Source organism: Klebsiella sp. OBRC7, assembly GCF_000293135.1.
GTDB classification, from domain to species: domain Bacteria; phylum Pseudomonadota; class Gammaproteobacteria; order Enterobacterales; family Enterobacteriaceae; genus Klebsiella; species Klebsiella michiganensis.
Map to the genome: position 1 here is coordinate 22,183 of NZ_ALNJ01000001.1, position 16,162 is coordinate 38,344.

The following is a 16,162-nucleotide window of genomic DNA, read 5'->3' on the forward strand; positions in this document are numbered from 1 at the left end:
ATCCGGCCTACGGGAACGGTATCATCCGTAGGCCGGATAAGCGCAGCGCCATCAGGCATTTTTAACGTTTATACAGCGGGCCGTAGTTCTGGCAGGCGCGGTAATCCTGGCCTTCGCTATCCATACCGTGCGCAGACCAGCTGGAGGGGCGATAAATTTTCGCCTCTTCTACGTTATGCATGCACACCGGGATCCGCAGCATTGACGCCAGGGTGATAAAGTCGGCGCCAACGTGACCGATGGTCAGCACGCCGTGGTTAGCGCCCCAGTTCGCCATCACCGAGTAGACGTCGGAGAACGGGCCTTTACCGGTCAGGCGCGGCGCAAACCAGGTGGTGGGCCAGGTGGAGTTGGTGCGGGCATCCAGCTGGTCATGCATCGCTTTCGGCAGCTCTACGCTCCAGCCTTCGGCAATCTGCAGTACCGGGCCGAGGCCTTTAATGATATTCACGCGGGTCATGGTGAACGGCACGCCGCCTTCGGTCAGGAAGCGGGAGGAGAAGCCGCCGCCGCGGAAATATTCATGAATCGCCGGGCACCATTCGGTGGCCGCGAGGCAGGCGTCGGCCTCCTGCTGGCTGATTTCCCAGTGCGGCTTCATGGTTGGCTTGCCTTGCGCATCGCGCTGTTTGCAGGCGCCGTCCAGCGCCGCTGAACCAGAGTTGATCAGGTGGATAATTCCGTGTTCCGCCAGTCCGGTGAGCGGTTGGCCGGTGACGCGTTTAACCGCGTCCGGCGACCAGTAGGTGCGCACGTCGGCAAACACCTGGGCGGTGCCGGTCAGCTGGTGGCCCATCAGCATCGCCACGCCGTTGAGGCTGTCGTTTTCCGTGGCGACGACGAAGGGTTCGCGTACGCCGTTCCAGTCGAACGAGCTATTGAGCAGCGCTTCGGCGGTATCGCCGTTAGGGTATTGATCGGTCCAGTGGCGCTGGCCCTGGAAGCCCGCGGCGATGGCGTTGTAGCCCAGCGACTCTTCGACCAGCCCTTTTTCCGCCAGCTTCTTGTTGCCCTGCATCATGTCGCGGATGCACATCGCCATCAGCAGGCTCTCTTTCAGCACCGCGCGACTCTGTTCGGCGTTGCGCTTATATTGCTGCGCGTTCTGGTCTTCGCCGTAGCGGAAGTTTTTATCCGCCCACGCCAGCGCCATTTCCAGCTCGCTTTCATCATAGATTTTCTGGTCGATGCGGCGGCGCAGTTCGGTCATGTCCACCGCCTGCACTCTCATACCGAGCCAGGACTCGAAGAAGTTGTGATCGACGATAGAACCGGCGATCCCCATCGACACGCCGCCGACGGAAAGATAGCTTTTGCCCTTCATGCTGGCCACCGCTAAGCCGGCGCGGGCAAAGCGCAGCAGTTTTTCTTCGACATCCGGCGGAATGGTGGTGTCGTCGGCGTCCTGTACGTCGTGGCCATAAATGGAGAATGCCGGAATACCCTTCTGGCTATGCGCCGCCAGCGCCGCCGCAAGGTAAACCGCGCCGGGGCGCTCGGTGCCGTTAAAGCCCCAGATGGCTTTTGGCCGCAGCGGATCCATATCGATAGTTTCGCTGCCGTAGCACCAGCATGGAGTCACGGTAATGGTGACGCCGACGTTCTGGCTGCTGAATTTCTCCTCGCAGGCGGCGGACTCCGCCATACCCGCGATGCAGCTGTCGGCGATGACGCACTCAATCTGCGCGCCGCAGGCGTGACGCAGTTTTTCCGCGATCAGCGCGGCGGTGGCTTTCGCCATGTTCATGGTTTGTTCTTCCAGCGATTCGCGCACTCCCATGCGGCGTCCATCGATCACCGGGCGAATGCCAATTTTCGGTAAGCTGATTTTTTTCATTACAGATTCCTCACGTTATTCGGATAAATGTTTAATTAGCTGCCGTTTGCGAACGGAAACGGGCGAAAATGAAGATGACGGCAAAGCACAGGGCCGGAACCAGCTCCGCGGTGGGGATGTTGCCGGCGGCGTCGCTGACAAAGCCCATCACCGGGGTGACGATCCCGCCGCCAATAATGGTCATGACGATAAAAGAGGAGCCGTATTTGGTGTCCTGCCCCAGGTTTTTGATGCCCAGCGAGAAGATGGTCGGATACTGAATGGACATAAAAGCGCTGCACAGCGTCAGGGCCAGCAGACCCACGTGGCCGCCGGTGAAAGCGGAAATCAGGCACAGGATCATGGAGAGCAGGGCATAGGCTGCCAGCACTTTATGCGGCGCGAAGCGGCTGATGAGCCAGGTACCGGAGAAGCGGCCGATAAAGAAGCACACCATGGTGCCGGTCAGATAGTTGGCGGCGAAACCGGGCGTCATGCCGGGGATCTCTTCGATAGCGTAGCGAATCAGATAGCTCCAGCAGGCTGTTTGCGCGCCGACGTAGCAGAACTGCGCCAGCACCGCCCAGCGCCAGTGGCGAACGCGGACCAGGCGAGCAAGGGAAGCGGAGAAGGAACTCTGGTTGGCGTCACTATGGTCGTCGCTCTGCAGGGCCGGAAATTTGGTCAACATAATCAACAGAGCGACCAGTAAGACAACCGCGACGATGATCATATACGGGGTTTGCACCGAGAGCACCAGGCTGTGTTTATAGGCGCTAAGCTGCTCCGGAGCCATTTTATCGAGCACATCCTGCGATTGATGCGGCACATTAGACAAAATGAGACTTTGCCCAAAAACCACCGCAATAATGGCGCCAAACGAGTTAAAAGTTTGGGCAAGATTAAGCCGGAAGTGACCGCCGCTTTCTGGTCCTAAGACGGTAACAAACGGGTTTGCCGCGGTTTCTAAACACCCTAAGCCTGCAGCAATAATAAACAGGCCAATCAGGAATAAGGTGTAATTCATAACTTCAGCGGCGGGCCAGAATAACGCGGCGCCAAAAGCATATAAGAACAGTCCGGTAATAATGCCGGCTTTATAACTTAACTTTTTCATCAAAATTCCGGCCGGAATGGGAATGACGAAATAGCCGAAATAAAAGGCGGATTGAATCAGTCCAGCCTGGAAGTTGGTTAAGGTAAAGGCTTGTTGAAATTGTGGTAATAAAATATCGTTGAGATTATTTGCGACCGCCCAAAGAAAAAACAGCGAGCACAGCAGGGCGAAGGGAATAATGTAGCGCTTGCTTTGTCCTGTCTCTACCGCACGAAAACTCTGCGTTTGTATTGTTGTGTTTCCCATAGCATCCTCATTGGTTCAGAAGCGTGTTCAGCAGCCGGCTTATGCCCACCAGACCGCAAAAATCAGGCGAGCTCTTGTGACGACATCAACAGTGAAATAAACATCACGGAGTGAACTCATGAATTCATTTTCAAATTAAAAAAGCCTTTTAATATGATAGCGGTCACACTTCGTATCCCCTCGGTGGTTTTATGTGATTATCATCACTTTAATAATCATAAAAACATGACCGTTTGAGAAAGTTAATTGTAAAACCCACAGGGTCGATGACCGATTTATTTTATTATGTGGAAAACGGGCAGTTGTTAAAACTATCAGTAAAATGCCCGTTTTTAAATCTATTAGTAAGAACGGGCATTTTTCAGAAAGCAAAAATCAATGAACGGTTGTTTTTATACTGAAATAAGTGAGAGGAATCACAGAACCGGCGGATGTAAATTCCTTTCTGCTTATTCGGGATGATGATGGTGAGTAATTATTTGAGCTATTCAACAGCGTCGGAGCGTCATCTCCGGCGAGCCGTCTGTTGTCGCATTGCGCATCATAAAGAGAGGTAAAGAATGGAACGAAATAGACTGGCCCGGCAGATTATTGATACCTGCCTGGAAATGACCCGCCTGGGGTTAAATCAGGGAACCGCCGGTAACGTGAGCGTGCGTTATCAAGGGGGGATGCTGATCACGCCAACGGGTATTCCTTACGAAAAGCTGACGGAAGCGCACATTGTGTATATCGATGCCGAAGGTCAGCATGAACAGGGCAAACTGCCGTCCAGCGAGTGGCGTTTTCATATGGCGGCTTATCAGACGCGGCCTGATGCTCACGCGGTGGTACATAATCATGCGGTTCACTCTACGGCGGTGTCGATCCTCAATCGTCCCATTCCCGCCATTCACTATATGATTGCGGCGGCGGGGGGTAACTCTATCCCCTGCGCGCCCTACGCCACGTTTGGTACCCGCGAGCTGTCTGAACATGTGGCCGTGGCGCTGAAAAACCGCAAAGCGACGCTGCTGCAGCACCATGGCCTGATCGCTTGTGAAGAGAATCTGGAGAAGGCCCTGTGGCTGGCGCATGAAGTTGAGGTGCTGGCGCAGCTTTATCTCAGCACTCTGGCCATCACCGACCCGGTGCCGGTTCTTGGCGACGAGGCCATTGCTATCGTGCTGGAGAAATTCAAAACCTACGGATTGCGTATCGAGGAGTGATGCCGTAAGCGAAGGCTTCTGCCGGCTGCTTCCGGGAGATGTGCTGGGCTGATACCCCGGCGCTGTTATTTCCCGGCTTGCGCTGCGCTTAGCCGGGCTACGGGCTGCCCCTCTGTGCTTTGCTCCCGGGGGCGGGCAAGCGCCTGCCCAGGCTACGGGCTCACCGTCGTCTGCGGTAGCCCGGGTAAGGCGTAAGCCGCGACCCGGGGAATGCGCTCACCGTCTGCGGGCCGGTAGCCGGGACAGATGCGCAGCATCGCCTGCGGGAAGCCGCGCGCACCGCGGCCCGGCGCTACCGGGACAGCCGCAGCTGCTGCAGGTTGCCGTCCAGCTGTAAATCGGTTTGCAGGCGCGCGATGTCCCGGCAGGTGAAGGCCATCTCTTTCTGTTCTTCCAGCTTCTTGCGCCACTTCTCCGGCACGTCCGCCAGCCGCGCGTAGATTCCTTCCAGATCCTGGAAATCGGTTAACAGCTGGGCGGCGCTTTTCGGCCCAATGCCCGCCACGCCGGGAACCTTTGAACTGCTGATGCCCGCCAGCCCCCAGTAGTCGGGCAACTGCTCCGGCGTCACGCCAAACTCTTTGGCGATAAACGGCGCGTCGAGCCAGCGCTTCTGGAAATAGTCGCGGATGCGAATCGTCGGCGACAGCAGCTGGCAGTAGCCTTTGTCGGTTGAAACGATGGTTGCCTGATGGCCGGCCTGCGCCACCTTTACCGCCAGGGTCGCGGCGAGATCGTCAGCTTCGCTGCCGCTGAGCGCCCAGCAGCGAAACCCGCGCTGCTCAAACGCCGCCCGCAGCGCGGGCATTTCCGCTTCGAGGGGCTCCGGCATCGGCGCGCGCCCGGCTTTATAATCGGGCAGACGCTGATGTCGCCAGCCGTGGCCGCGGTCTTCATCATCAAATACCGCCACCACGTGGGTTGGCTGGCTATGGACCACCAGCTGTTCAAGCGCATGCAGGCAGGTGTCGACGCAGGGTGACCCCTGCACCGCGTGGATGCGGCGAATCAGATTAAGTGCGTCGACGATTAACAGATGAACGGCCACGGATATCCTCATAAATAGGCTCTTATTGCAGTGCCATTCAGGGTAACATCGCCGCGCGGATGAGGCTATTGGCGCCAGGGAAATCAGGAAGATGACTCGCAGTTTCCGGCTAATCAACGTGCATCAGCAGGCCGAGATCGCTATTGGTGGCTTCGCCGTACCAGACCGCCTCGCGCACCGAAACCGGTTTGTGGATAAGCCCCAGAGCGTAAAAGCGATCGGCGATACTTTGTTGGGCGCGAATCACGTTGAGATCCATCGGCCGCGGACGATGGCTGCGGCGCGATAAGGCGCGCGTCAGAGAGGCGGCATTAAGCCCCAGCTCGGCGGAGAGCAGTCCGGCGGCTTGCTCCCGGTGCTGGTCAATAAACTGGCCGGTCTGCGCCAGTTCGGCTAACAGGCGCTGCATGATATCGCTATTGCGGCTGGCGTAGTCGCGGTGCGACAGGTAGAACTGGTGGTTATTGACGCGCCCCTCGCCGCTGGCAACAACCCGTAATTCGCCGCTATATTCCGCGTCGCTGAGCAGCGGATCCCACATCATCCAGGCGTCCACCGCCAGGTAATCGCTGGCGGTCAGCGGATATTTCGGCGGAATATAGACCACTTTGACGTCGTTTAATGCCAGCCCGGCCTCTTCCAGGATATGCAGCAGCAGCCAGTGCACGTTAGAACCTTTATTCAGCGCGATGCGCTTGTCGCGCAGGTCGGTAAGGGTGTGAATGTCGCTGTGCTGCGGGACGACCATCGCCACGCTTTGCGGCGCGGGCGGTTCCCAGGCGACGTAGACCAGCTCGCTGTTATTGGCCTGCGCGAAAACCGGCGGCGCTTCGCCGGTGGTGCCAAAATCGATCTCATCGCAGGCGAGAGCGTGCAGCAGCTGCGGCCCGGCGGGGAACTCGCTCCACAGCACGCTGACGCCGCGGCTGGCAAAGGCTTGCTCGAGACTTCGCCGCGCTTTCAGGATGCCAAGATTGCCGAAGTGCTGGAAGCCGATGCGCAGTTCCCGGTCGCGAGAGACCTTTTTGACCGCCGCGCTGTAGCGGGGCTCCTGACGGCGGCGGCTTTTAATGATGCCTAAATTTGCCAGCTGCGTGCGCAGCGCGTGGCGGCTGATACCGAGCAGCGCCGCGGCCTGGCTTTGATTATCATCACTGTGGGCCATCGCGCCGCGTATCAGCGCCCCGGTGACTCTTTCCCACAGCGGCTCGCCCGGCAGGGAAAGCTGACGACGAATAAAATCGTCGAGCTCATTATCGCCCGCCGCCGAGGGCTCATTGTTCAGCGTCGTCAGCCGCAGCTGGGCGGGGCCGATCTCCTCTTCTTTACTCAGCAATACCGCGTTATGCAGGGTGTTTTCCAGCTCGCGAATATTGCCCGGCCAGGGGTACTCCATCAGCCTTGCCAGCGTCTCCGGGGCCAGACGACGAGCCGGGCGGCCCAGGCGGCGGGCGTAGAGCGAGAGAAAATGGTCCGCCAGTACGGGAATATCCTGGCGACGCTGGCGCAGCGGCGGCAGCGGGACGAGAGCGATATTCAGGCGATAGTAGAGGTCTTCGCGGAAACGACGCTCGCGGATGGCCTGCATCAGGTCCACGTGGGTGGCGGCGATCACCCGCACGTCCACCTTAATGGCCTTGCGCGAGCCGACGCGGGTGATTTCGCGCTCCTGCAGAACGCGCAGCAGTTTGACCTGAAGCGGCAGGCTAAGCTCGCCGATTTCATCGAGCAGCAGGGTGCCACCCTCCGCCGCCTCGAACCAGCCGGGATGGCCTTGTACCGCGCCGGTAAACGCCCCTTTTTCATGGCCGAACAGCTCCGCTTCCGCCAGGCTTTCGCTGAGCGCGCCGCAGTTGACGGCCAGAAATGGCTGGTGGCGGCGCGGGCTATGGTGATGCAGGTAGCGGGCGACGACCTCCTTACCGGTGCCGGTTTCGCCGACAATCAGCACGGTCGCCTCGGTGGGGGCCAGTTTATCCAGCAGGCTCTGAAACGCTTTTGACGCCGGGTCGATCAGCGCGGGCGTAGAGGATGGAAATTCAGGGTTCAGCATGGTGACCTCCGGTATTTGATGTCCTGAAGTTATCCTGTGCCGGGGACGGAAACCAGAGGGCTAACTCGCCGGTCTGTTGCAAATGCCGCAGTCCGGACGCATTGGCTGCGGCATTTGCAACAGCGGCGTGAGGTTCGGTTTTTTGTAACTCACTGAATTTATATTGTTAATTTTTTATTCACCATTGGCACGATTATCGCTAACACTCATATAACCAAATTAAAACAACTCTTCGATAAATATCGGATATGGTTATATAGGAAATGGATAATGACGCAAAAAACCGACGATAAAATCAACGTGTTCTGGTTTCTGCCCACCCACGGCGATGGCCGCTATCTGGGCACCTCGGAGGGCGGACGCCCGGTTGATTTGCCTTACCTGCAGCAGGTGGCGCTGGCGGCCGACAGCCTCGGCTACTACGGCGTGCTGATCCCAACGGGGAAAAGCTGCGAAGACTCCTGGCTGGTGGCCTCGGCGCTGGCGCCGCTGACCCGCCGCTTGCGCTATCTGGTGGCCGTTCGTCCGGGCCTGCAGCCGCCGACGCTGGCGGCGAGGATGGCGACGACGCTCGACCGCCTGTCGGGCGGTCGGCTGCTGATTAACGTGGTGACCGGCGGCGATCCGGTGGAGAACAAAGGCGACGGTATTTTCCTCAGCCACGGCGAACGCTATCAGGTCACCCGCGAATTTCTCGACGTCTACTCACGCCTGCTGAAAGGGGAAAAGGTGGATTATCACGGCGATCATATCCACGTGGAAGGCGCGGAAGTGCTGTTTCCGCCGGTACAGGAAAACGGCCCGCCGCTGTTTTTTGGCGGCTCCTCTGAGGAAGCCATCGACGTCGCCGCCGATCAAATCGATACCTACCTGACCTGGGGGGAGCCGCCGGCGCTGGTGGCCGAAAAGCTGGCGGTAGTGCGCGAGCGCGCCGCCGCCCGGGGCCGCACGTTGCAGTACGGGATTCGTCTGCATGTGATTGTTCGCGAAACCGAAGAGGAGGCGTGGGCCGCCGCCGATCGGCTGATTTCACACCTTGATGACGAAACTATCGCCCAGGCGCAGAAAATTTTTGCCCGTATGGACTCCACCGGCCAGGCGCGAATGAGTTCGCTGCATAAAGGATCGCGCGACAATCTGCGTATTGCGCCGAACCTGTGGGCGGGCGTGGGGCTGGTGCGCGGCGGGGCCGGGACGGCGCTGGTCGGCAATCCGCGGCAGGTGGCAGAACGCATTCGTGAATATCAGGCGCTCGGTATCACCAACTTTATCTTCTCCGGCTACCCGCATCTGGAAGAAGCCCATCGTTTCGCTGACCTGGTCATGCCGCTATTGCCGCTGGCAGGCCACGATCAGCCGAAGGCGCGTAGCGTCAATACCGGCCCGTTTGGCGAAACCATCGGCGGCGATAAGCGTCCGGTGAAACAGGTCAGCGCAAGCTGAGGAGGCGCGTATGTTACACCGATTTGTGAAGGCGGTGGGCTATGCAAACTGAACCGCACGTGGTGATTGTCGGCGGCGGATTTAGCGGTGCGGCGGTGGCTATTCATCTCCTGCGCCTGGCGCCGGTTGGCGTGCGGGTCACGCTGCTGGAGCCGCGCGAGGTGCCCGGCGCGGGCGTGGCCTACTCCACGACCGAACCGAGCCATCGGATTAACGTTCCTGCCGCGCGGATGCAGCTTGCCGGTGAAGAGGAGGGCGCGTTCGACCGCTGGTACCGCAGCCAGCCTGCTTTTGCAGAAGATCCGCAGGCGCTGCTGGAGGATGGCGCGGTCTATCCGCAGCGCGGTCAGTTTGGCCGCTATGTCGCCCAGCGTTTCGCCGAGGAGGCGCGCGCCAGCGGCGGGCGGCTGAAGCATCTGCGCGAGCAGGCGCTGAGCGTTAATCATGGTGAAGTTATCACCGACGGCGGGCGTCGGCTGCAGGCCGATCTGCTGGTGCTGGCCATCAGCCATCCGCCGCCCTCGCTGCCGACGCTGGCGACGCCGTTCGCAACGCATCCGGCGCTCATCGCTAACCCCTGGCGAGCGGGCGTGCTGGCAACTATCGCCCCGGAAGCGAGCGTCGCGGTCATGGGCACCGGCCTGACGATGGCGGACACCGTCGCGACCCTGACGCGTCTGGGCCATCGGGGGCCGATCGCGGCATTTTCACGCCGCGGGCTGCTGTCCCGCAGCAACCTCAGCGGCAGTAGTGAACCCTGGCCTGGCGAATACGATCGCGGAACGCTGCGCCAGCGGCTGCGGCAAATCCGTCTGGATATCGAGCGCGCGGCGGAGCAGGGACAGGCCTGGCAGGTGGTGCTGGACGCGGTGCGTAATCAGGGGCAGAGCATCTGGCAGGGGCTGACGCTGGCCGATCGCCAGCGTTTCCTGCGTCATTTGCGCAGCTACTGGGACGTTCACCGCTACCGTATCGCTCCGCAGGTCGCCGGGGTTCTTGAGCAGCGCCAGCGCGACGGCAGCCTGCGGGTGCTGGCGGCCAGGCTGACGGCGCTGGAAGGCGACGCGCAAAAGCTGGCGCTAACCCTGGCTCCCCGGCGCGGTGAAACGCTGCGGGTGAGCGCTGACCACTTTATTTTAACCACCGGCCCGGCGCACGGCGGGTTGACCGACAGCCAGCCGCTGCTGCGTCAGCTAAGCCAGCGTGGGCTGATTCGCGCCGATGCGTTCGGCCTTGGCCTGGACGTCGATCGCCGCTCGCGGGCGATAGGCCGGGAAGGGCGGATTACGCCCAATCTGCTGGTTTCCGGACCCGCCGCGCGGGCCTGTTTCGGAGAATTAATGGGGCTGCCGCAGGTGGCCGACCATGCCGCCGCCGTGGCCGACGAAGCGCTGCGGACCCTGGGTGTCAAACAATCCGCCCGATGTCCGGCGTTCTGAACGCCTTTTATCCCCTGATTCCTTTAATGATTATGCGTGCGTCCCGACAGCGGGGCGCGCCGTGGAGAGTGCGATGTCATCACAACGTGAAATTCGTCTGAACGCTTTTGATATGAACTGCGTCGGCCATCAGTCGCCGGGGCTGTGGGCCCATCCGCGCGACCGCTCCTGGCAGTATAAAGACCTCGAGTATTGGGTCGACCTGGCGCGTCTGCTGGAGCGGGGCAAGTTTGACGGGCTATTTATCGCCGATGTGCTGGGCGTCTATGACGTGCTGAACGGCAACGGCGATGCGGCGATCCGCCAGGCGGCGCAGGTGCCGGTCAACGATCCGCTGGCGCTGATTACGCCGATGGCGCTGGTGACGGAGCATCTGGGATTCGGCCTGACCGCTTCGCTCTCTTTTGAGCATCCCTATCCGTTCGCCCGCCGTCTTTCAACCCTCGACCATCTGACGAAGGGGCGAGTGGGCTGGAATATCGTGACCTCCTATCTTGAGAGCGGGGCGCGTAATATTGGCCAGAAAGCGCAGACCGACCACGACGCCCGCTACGACTACGCCGATGAATATCTGGAGGTGGTCTATAAGCTTCTGGAGGGGAGCTGGGAGGATGGCGCGGTGCTGCGCGACAGGGAACGTAAGATCTTCAGCGATCCGCGAAAAATTCACCCGATTAACCATCAGGGGAACTTCTTCTCGGTGCCGGGGATCCACCTCTGCGAGCCGTCGCCGCAGCGTACGCCGGTGCTCTATCAGGCTGGCGCCTCCAGCCGCGGCAAGCAGTTCGCCGCCGGCCACGCGGAGTGCGTATTTGTCGGCGCGCCGTCGAAAGTGCTGCTGAAAAAGACGGTGGCGGATATTCGCCGTCGCGCCGGGGAAGCCGGGCGCGATCCGCGCAGCATCCTGATCTTCAATATGCAGACGGTCATCGTCGGCGAAACCGACCGTGAAGCTCAGGCTAAATGGCAGGAGTATAAACCGTACGTCAGCTACGAAGGGGCGCTGGCGCTGCTCTCCGGCTGGACCGGCATCGACCTTGGTCAGTATCAGCCGGATCAGGTGCTGGAGTATCTGCATACCAACGCGATTCAGTCGATGGTAGAGGCGTTTTCCACCGCCGATCCGAACAGCCAGTGGACCGTGCAGAAGCTGGCGGACTGGGCGGGGATCGGCGGCTTCGGGCCGCTGGTGGTCGGCAGCCCGCAGACGGTCGCCGATGAGCTGCAGTCCTGGGTCGAAGAGACCGACGTCGATGGGTTTAATCTCGCCTATGCGGTGACCCACGAAACCTTCCGCGACGTGGTGGATTTGCTGGTTCCGGAGCTGCAAAAGCGCGGCGTGTTTAAGCAGGAGTATCGCGAGGGAACCCTGCGCGAGAAGCTGTTTGGCGCCGGCCCGCGGCTGGCTGCGCCGCATCCGGGCGCAGGCTATCGCTACGGCGCGCAGGTCGCGGTCGGACGTGAAGAGAAGGTGAGTTAATTTTGCCGGTCCCTCTCTCCCCGAAGGGTGAGGGGCTGTACTGTGGGGCGGGAGGTTTTTCCCGGAGGCGGCGCTTGACGCGCCTGTCCGGGCTACGGGTCCACCACCCTCTGCGGGCCGGTAGCCCGGGTAAGGCGCCTGCGCGCGACCCGGGAAGGGAAGGCTTACTGTTTATCCAGCGACCAGGTCGCGCTGCGAACATCGACTTTCACCGGCAGCAGGCCGATACGGGTGAAGGTATCCGCCAGCGCCTGCTGTTCGTTATAGACCGCAGGCGTCATACGCTCGGCGCCATAAGGCAGACGCGCCAGCGTCTTCAGCCAGATAGCCTTATCCAGCCCGGTTGAGGTGGAGAGGATCCCGGCGGCATCGTCCTGATGACCGTTGGCCCATTCGCTCAGTTTACCCAGCTCATCCACCACCTGCTTTGCGGTATCCGGATAGGTGTCGGCAAATTTGCGGCTGGCCAGGTAGAAGGTGTAGTGCGGCACCAGCCCTTCGGCATTGCCAATCTGTCGCGCTTTGGCGTTCGTTTCCACTTCGGCGAGGAACGGATCCCAGATAACCCAGGCGTCAATGGCGCCGCGCTGGAAGGCGGCACGGGCGTCAGCAGGCGGCAGATAGACCGGCGTGATATCTTTATAGCTCAGCCCGGCTTTCTCCAGCGCGGTCACCAGCAGGTAGTTTACGTCGGAGCCTTTATTGAGCCCCACACGCTTGCCCTTAAGATCGGCCACGCTCTTAATTGCCGAGTTTTCCGCCACCACGATGGCCTCGGTTTTTGGGTTCGCCGGGGAGTGGGCTAAATAGACCAGATCCGCCTGCGCCGCCTGAGCAAAGGCCGGCGGCGCATCGCCGGTGGCGGCGAGGTCGATGCTGCCGACGTTCAGCCCTTCCAGCATCTGCGGCCCGGCGGGAAATTCAATCCAGCGGACGGCGATACCCTGCTTTTTGAAGCTTTCATCGAGGGTGCCGCGATATTTAAGCAGCGCGAAGATATTGGCTTTCTGATAACCGATATTCACGGTCTCCGGCGCTTTCGCCAGCGCGGAAGCGGATAAGCCTGCCAGCAGTAGCAGCAGCGCCGGGCGGGATAATCTGAGCATGATTTGTTCTCCTTGAGCGGTTTTTCCGCAAGGTAACAAATCGTCTTTATAACTAATAAATAACTAAATTATCATTTATATAACATAAATGAAGGAGGAGGGCAGGGAAAGGAAGCCCGGCATGCCGCAGCATACCGGGAGGGGGCATTAATCGCAGGCGACAATCTTCATTGCCAGGCCGCCGCGCGAGGTTTCGCGATATTTGGCGTTCATATCTTTGCCCGTTTCGTACATGGTCTCGATGACTTTATCGAGGCACACCCGCGGCTCGCTGGTGCGGCGCAGGGCCATACGCGCGGCGTTGACCGCCTTGACCGCAGCGATAGCGTTACGCTCGATGCAAGGCACCTGCACCTGGCCGGCAACCGGATCGCAGGTGAGGCCGAGGTTGTGCTCCATACCAATTTCCGCCGCGATGCATACCTGACCCGGGCTGCCGCCAAGCAGTTCAGCCAGTCCGGCCGCCGCCATTGAACAGGCTACGCCGACTTCACCCTGGCAGCCCACTTCGGCACCGGAAATTGAGGCGTTCATCTTATAGAGCGAGCCAATGGCGCTGGTGACCAGCATATAGCGCGCCAGCGAATTGGCGTTCACTTTGCGGATGAACTTGTCGTAGTAGGCCAGCACCGCAGGTACGATACCGCAGGCGCCGTTGGTCGGCGCGGTCACGACGCGTCCGCCGGCGGCGTTCTCTTCGTTAACCGCCAGGGCGAACATGTTAATCCAGTCAACGACCGCCATCGGGTCGCTGTTGGTGTTGTCCTGGCTTACCAGCATCCGGCGCAGCGCGGCGGCGCGACGCGGCACCCGCAGCTTGCCCGGCAGAACCCCCTCGGTGGTGATGCCGCGCTCAATTCCGCTGCTCATCACTTCCCAGACCGCGGCAAAATGCTGCTCCAGCGCTTCTTTACTGTGCAGCGCCAGCTCGTTTTGCATCATCAGGCCGGAGAGCGATAGCCCGCTTTCGCGGCAGTGGCGCTGCAGATCGGCGGCGTTTTTATACGGATAAGGGACCGCGACCGGCGCTTCGGCGGTCACGCCGAAATGGTCTTCATCGACGATAAACCCGCCGCCGATGGAGTAGTACGTCTGGCTGTAGAGAACCTTCTCGCCGCCGAGGGCGGTAATACGCATGCCGTTTTCATGCCGCGACAGGTTGTCGGCGTGGAAATTCATGCACTGATCGACCGGGAACGCCACTTCCTGCTGGCCGTTCGCCAGCATCAGGCGGCCATGGGTGTTAACGTCCTGGATAAAGCCGGGAATCGCGTCGATGTCGACGGTATCCGGCAGGTTGCCCGCCAGGCCCATAATAATTGCGATGTCGGTATGGTGGCCTTTACCGGTCAGGGAAAGGGATCCGTAGACATCGACGACGACTTTGGTTACCTCGGGAAGCAGCCCGCGCTCAATAAGATCGTCCGTGAATTGTTTGCCCGCTTTCATCGGTCCAACGGTGTGGGAGCTGGAAGGGCCAATGCCGATTTTAAAAATATCGAATACGCTGATCATGATGCATCCAGTGCTGTCGGGAGGCGCGCCGCCGTTAAGCGGCGCGGGGGATATTAGCTAAACAGAGAGTAGAAAATCGCGGAGATAGCAATCAGGCCCATAATCACTACGAATACGTTGCTGACGTGGCCGCTGTATTTGCGCATCGCCGGGACTTTCTGAATCGCGTACATCGGCATCAGGAACAGAATCATCGCGATAATCGGGCCGCCCAGGGTTTCGATCATCCCAAGGATGCTGGGGTTCAGCGTCGCCACAATCCAGGTGGTGACCAGCATGAACAGGGCGGTGATTTTGTTCAGTTTATTGATTTCGATGGACTTGCCTTTACCGCGCAGGGATTTAATCACCATGCCGTTAAAGCCTTCGCGAGCGCCCAGGTAGTGGCCAAGGAAGGATTTAGTGATGGCGATCATCGCAATGATCGGCGCCATCCAGGCGATGATCGGCGCGTTAAAGTGATTCGCCAGGTAAGACAGAATCGAGATGTTCTGATCTTTCGCCGCCGCCAGATCCGCCGGGGAGAGGCTCAGTACGCAGCTGAAGACGAAGAACATGACGGTCAGCACCATCATGATGTGCGCTCGGGCCAGAATGCTGGAACATTTTTTCTCTGCGCCCTGGCCGTACTCTTCGCGTTTCGCCACGGCGAAGGAGGAGATGATCGGCGAGTGGTTAAAAGAAAACACCATCACCGGAATCGCCAGCCACAGGGTCATCCACAGGCCGTTGCCGGTCGCGGTCGCGCTGCTCAGGGAGAGGGTTTCCAGCGCCGCGCCGTTCCACTGCGGGATCAGATAAAAGGCCAGAATCATCAGCGCGACCACAAACGGGAACACCAGCACGCTCATCGCTTTCACAATCATCTGCTCGCCGAAGCGCACGATGGTCATCATGCCGACAATCAGAATCAGGGAAAGAATGGCGCGAGGCGGCGGCGTGATATGCAGCTGGTGCAGCATAAAGCTTTCCACGGTGTTGGTGATCGCCACGCTGTAGACCAGCAGAATCGGGTAGATGGCGAAGAAGTAGAGCAGGGTAATCAGCTTACCTGCGCCAACGCCGAAATGCTCTTCGACCACTTCGGTGATGTCTTCGCCCGGATTCTTACCGGACAGCACGAAACGGGTCATCCCGCGGTGGGCGAAGAAGGTCATCGGGAAGGCCAGAATCGCCATGATGATCAGCGGGATCATGCCGCCGACGCCGGCGTTGATCGGCAGAAACAGGACGCCCGCGCCGATAGCCGTGCCGTACAGGCCCAGCATCCACATGGTGTCCGTCTTACGCCAACCGCTACGGGTAGCATCCGAAACGATGGTGCTGGTTTGAGTGGTTTCCATCTGTATCTCCTGGAGGAAGCAACAAAATCTATTGAATAAAAAAGACCAAATAATATGAAATTCGTTTGTTTACGGTTTTTTAGGCATTTTCTCCGTAACAATTGGTGCGGGAAGATACATTTATATGGTGAATGCATCAGTGATCGCGATCTCAAATGCAATAATCCACTTTAAATGTAAGCAATTTTAGTCCAACAGCCTGTTTCTGGTGATCAGCCAGAGATTTGTGGCGCGGAGGCTATCATTTTCAGCATATGAGAGAATAGTGGCGCGACGTAATAACGAGGTTTTTACTGTAAAAATGCGAAGTTCTCGACGTTTTTACGTTAAAAGGCGTTTTTCCTGGTG

The 16,162-nt window shown here is 59.4% G+C and carries 11 protein-coding genes; 4 read left to right on the forward strand and 7 right to left on the reverse strand.

The window, feature by feature from the left end; all coding sequences use genetic code 11:
* Positions 1-61 precede the first annotated feature (61 nt).
* Positions 62-1,837 carry an L-fucose isomerase gene (fucI, locus tag HMPREF1144_RS00145; RefSeq protein ID WP_009651612.1) on the reverse strand — a complete coding sequence of 592 codons (1,776 nt, stop codon included), beginning with the start codon at positions 1,835-1,837 and terminating at the stop codon, positions 62-64.
* Positions 1,838-1,868: 31 nt separating this feature from the next.
* Positions 1,869-3,179: an L-fucose:H+ symporter permease gene (gene fucP, locus HMPREF1144_RS00150; RefSeq protein ID WP_004853675.1), complete on the reverse strand. Its 1,311-nt coding sequence runs from the start codon at positions 3,177-3,179 to the stop codon at positions 1,869-1,871.
* A gap of 560 nt (positions 3,180-3,739) precedes the next feature.
* On the opposite strand from fucP, the gene fucA reads away from it, so the two are divergent.
* Positions 3,740-4,387 (forward strand): L-fuculose-phosphate aldolase, encoded by a 648-nt coding sequence (fucA, locus tag HMPREF1144_RS00155; RefSeq protein ID WP_004853673.1) that lies wholly within the window; start codon positions 3,740-3,742, stop codon positions 4,385-4,387.
* Positions 4,388-4,679: 292 nt separating this feature from the next.
* Here the strand turns inward: fucA and xni are convergent, their stop codons facing one another.
* Together xni and HMPREF1144_RS00165 are read right to left on the reverse strand one after the other, a co-directional pair.
* Positions 4,680-5,435: a flap endonuclease Xni gene (gene xni, locus HMPREF1144_RS00160; protein WP_009651622.1), complete on the reverse strand. Its 756-nt coding sequence runs from the start codon at positions 5,433-5,435 to the stop codon at positions 4,680-4,682.
* Between the two features lie 109 nt (positions 5,436-5,544).
* Entirely contained in the window at positions 5,545-7,488 is a 1,944-nt protein-coding gene (locus HMPREF1144_RS00165; RefSeq protein WP_009651554.1) for a sigma-54-dependent Fis family transcriptional regulator, read from the reverse strand.
* A gap of 270 nt (positions 7,489-7,758) precedes the next feature.
* Here HMPREF1144_RS00165 and ssuD point away from each other — a divergent pair, with 270 nt between their 5' ends.
* The 3 genes from ssuD (at position 7,759) to HMPREF1144_RS00180 (ending at position 11,850) form a co-directional block, all read left to right on the forward strand.
* Positions 7,759-8,931, forward strand: a complete 1,173-nt coding sequence (gene ssuD / locus HMPREF1144_RS00170; RefSeq protein ID WP_009651608.1) for an FMNH2-dependent alkanesulfonate monooxygenase — start codon at positions 7,759-7,761, stop codon at positions 8,929-8,931.
* A 41-nt stretch (positions 8,932-8,972) separates the two neighbouring features.
* The gene (locus tag HMPREF1144_RS00175; protein ID WP_009651574.1) at positions 8,973-10,370 is read left to right on the forward strand and encodes an FAD/NAD(P)-binding protein; all 1,398 of its coding nucleotides are present in this window, start codon (positions 8,973-8,975) and stop codon (positions 10,368-10,370) included.
* A 73-nt stretch (positions 10,371-10,443) separates the two neighbouring features.
* Positions 10,444-11,850 carry an LLM class flavin-dependent oxidoreductase gene (locus tag HMPREF1144_RS00180; RefSeq protein ID WP_009651628.1) on the forward strand — a complete coding sequence of 469 codons (1,407 nt, stop codon included), beginning with the start codon at positions 10,444-10,446 and terminating at the stop codon, positions 11,848-11,850.
* Positions 11,851-12,014: 164 nt separating this feature from the next.
* Here HMPREF1144_RS00180 and HMPREF1144_RS00185 read toward each other — a convergent pair whose 3' ends face one another.
* The 3 genes from HMPREF1144_RS00185 to HMPREF1144_RS00195 all read right to left on the reverse strand — a co-directional run bounded on the left by HMPREF1144_RS00185 (position 12,015) and on the right by HMPREF1144_RS00195 (position 15,814).
* Complete coding sequence (locus tag HMPREF1144_RS00185) at positions 12,015-12,956, reverse strand: aliphatic sulfonate ABC transporter substrate-binding protein (RefSeq protein ID WP_004853659.1); 942 nt, start codon at positions 12,954-12,956, stop codon at positions 12,015-12,017.
* Between the two features lie 147 nt (positions 12,957-13,103).
* Positions 13,104-14,471, reverse strand: coding sequence for an L-serine ammonia-lyase (locus HMPREF1144_RS00190; RefSeq protein ID WP_004853657.1), 1,368 nt, complete (start codon positions 14,469-14,471; stop codon positions 13,104-13,106).
* A gap of 53 nt (positions 14,472-14,524) precedes the next feature.
* A complete protein-coding gene (locus tag HMPREF1144_RS00195; protein WP_004124376.1) occupies positions 14,525-15,814 on the reverse strand; it encodes an HAAAP family serine/threonine permease in 1,290 nt (429 codons plus the stop codon).
* Between the last annotated feature and the right edge of the window lie 348 nt (positions 15,815-16,162).

Excerpts from the sequence above, each read along its gene's own strand:
- fucI (WP_009651612.1), bottom strand. The coding sequence starts at position 1,837 with ATGAAAAAAATCAGCTTACCGAAAATTGGCATTCGCCCGGTGATCGAT.
- fucP (WP_004853675.1), bottom strand. The coding sequence starts at position 3,179 with ATGGGAAACACAACAATACAAACGCAGAGTTTTCGTGCGGTAGAGACA.
- fucA (WP_004853673.1), top strand. The coding sequence starts at position 3,740 with ATGGAACGAAATAGACTGGCCCGGCAGATTATTGATACCTGCCTGGAA.
- HMPREF1144_RS00165 (WP_009651554.1), bottom strand. The coding sequence starts at position 7,488 with ATGCTGAACCCTGAATTTCCATCCTCTACGCCCGCGCTGATCGACCCG.
- ssuD (WP_009651608.1), top strand. The coding sequence starts at position 7,759 with ATGACGCAAAAAACCGACGATAAAATCAACGTGTTCTGGTTTCTGCCC.
- HMPREF1144_RS00175 (WP_009651574.1), top strand. The coding sequence starts at position 8,973 with ATGCAAACTGAACCGCACGTGGTGATTGTCGGCGGCGGATTTAGCGGT.
- HMPREF1144_RS00180 (WP_009651628.1), top strand. The coding sequence starts at position 10,444 with ATGTCATCACAACGTGAAATTCGTCTGAACGCTTTTGATATGAACTGC.
- HMPREF1144_RS00185 (WP_004853659.1), bottom strand. The coding sequence starts at position 12,956 with ATGCTCAGATTATCCCGCCCGGCGCTGCTGCTACTGCTGGCAGGCTTA.
- HMPREF1144_RS00190 (WP_004853657.1), bottom strand. The coding sequence starts at position 14,471 with ATGATCAGCGTATTCGATATTTTTAAAATCGGCATTGGCCCTTCCAGC.
- HMPREF1144_RS00195 (WP_004124376.1), bottom strand. The coding sequence starts at position 15,814 with ATGGAAACCACTCAAACCAGCACCATCGTTTCGGATGCTACCCGTAGC.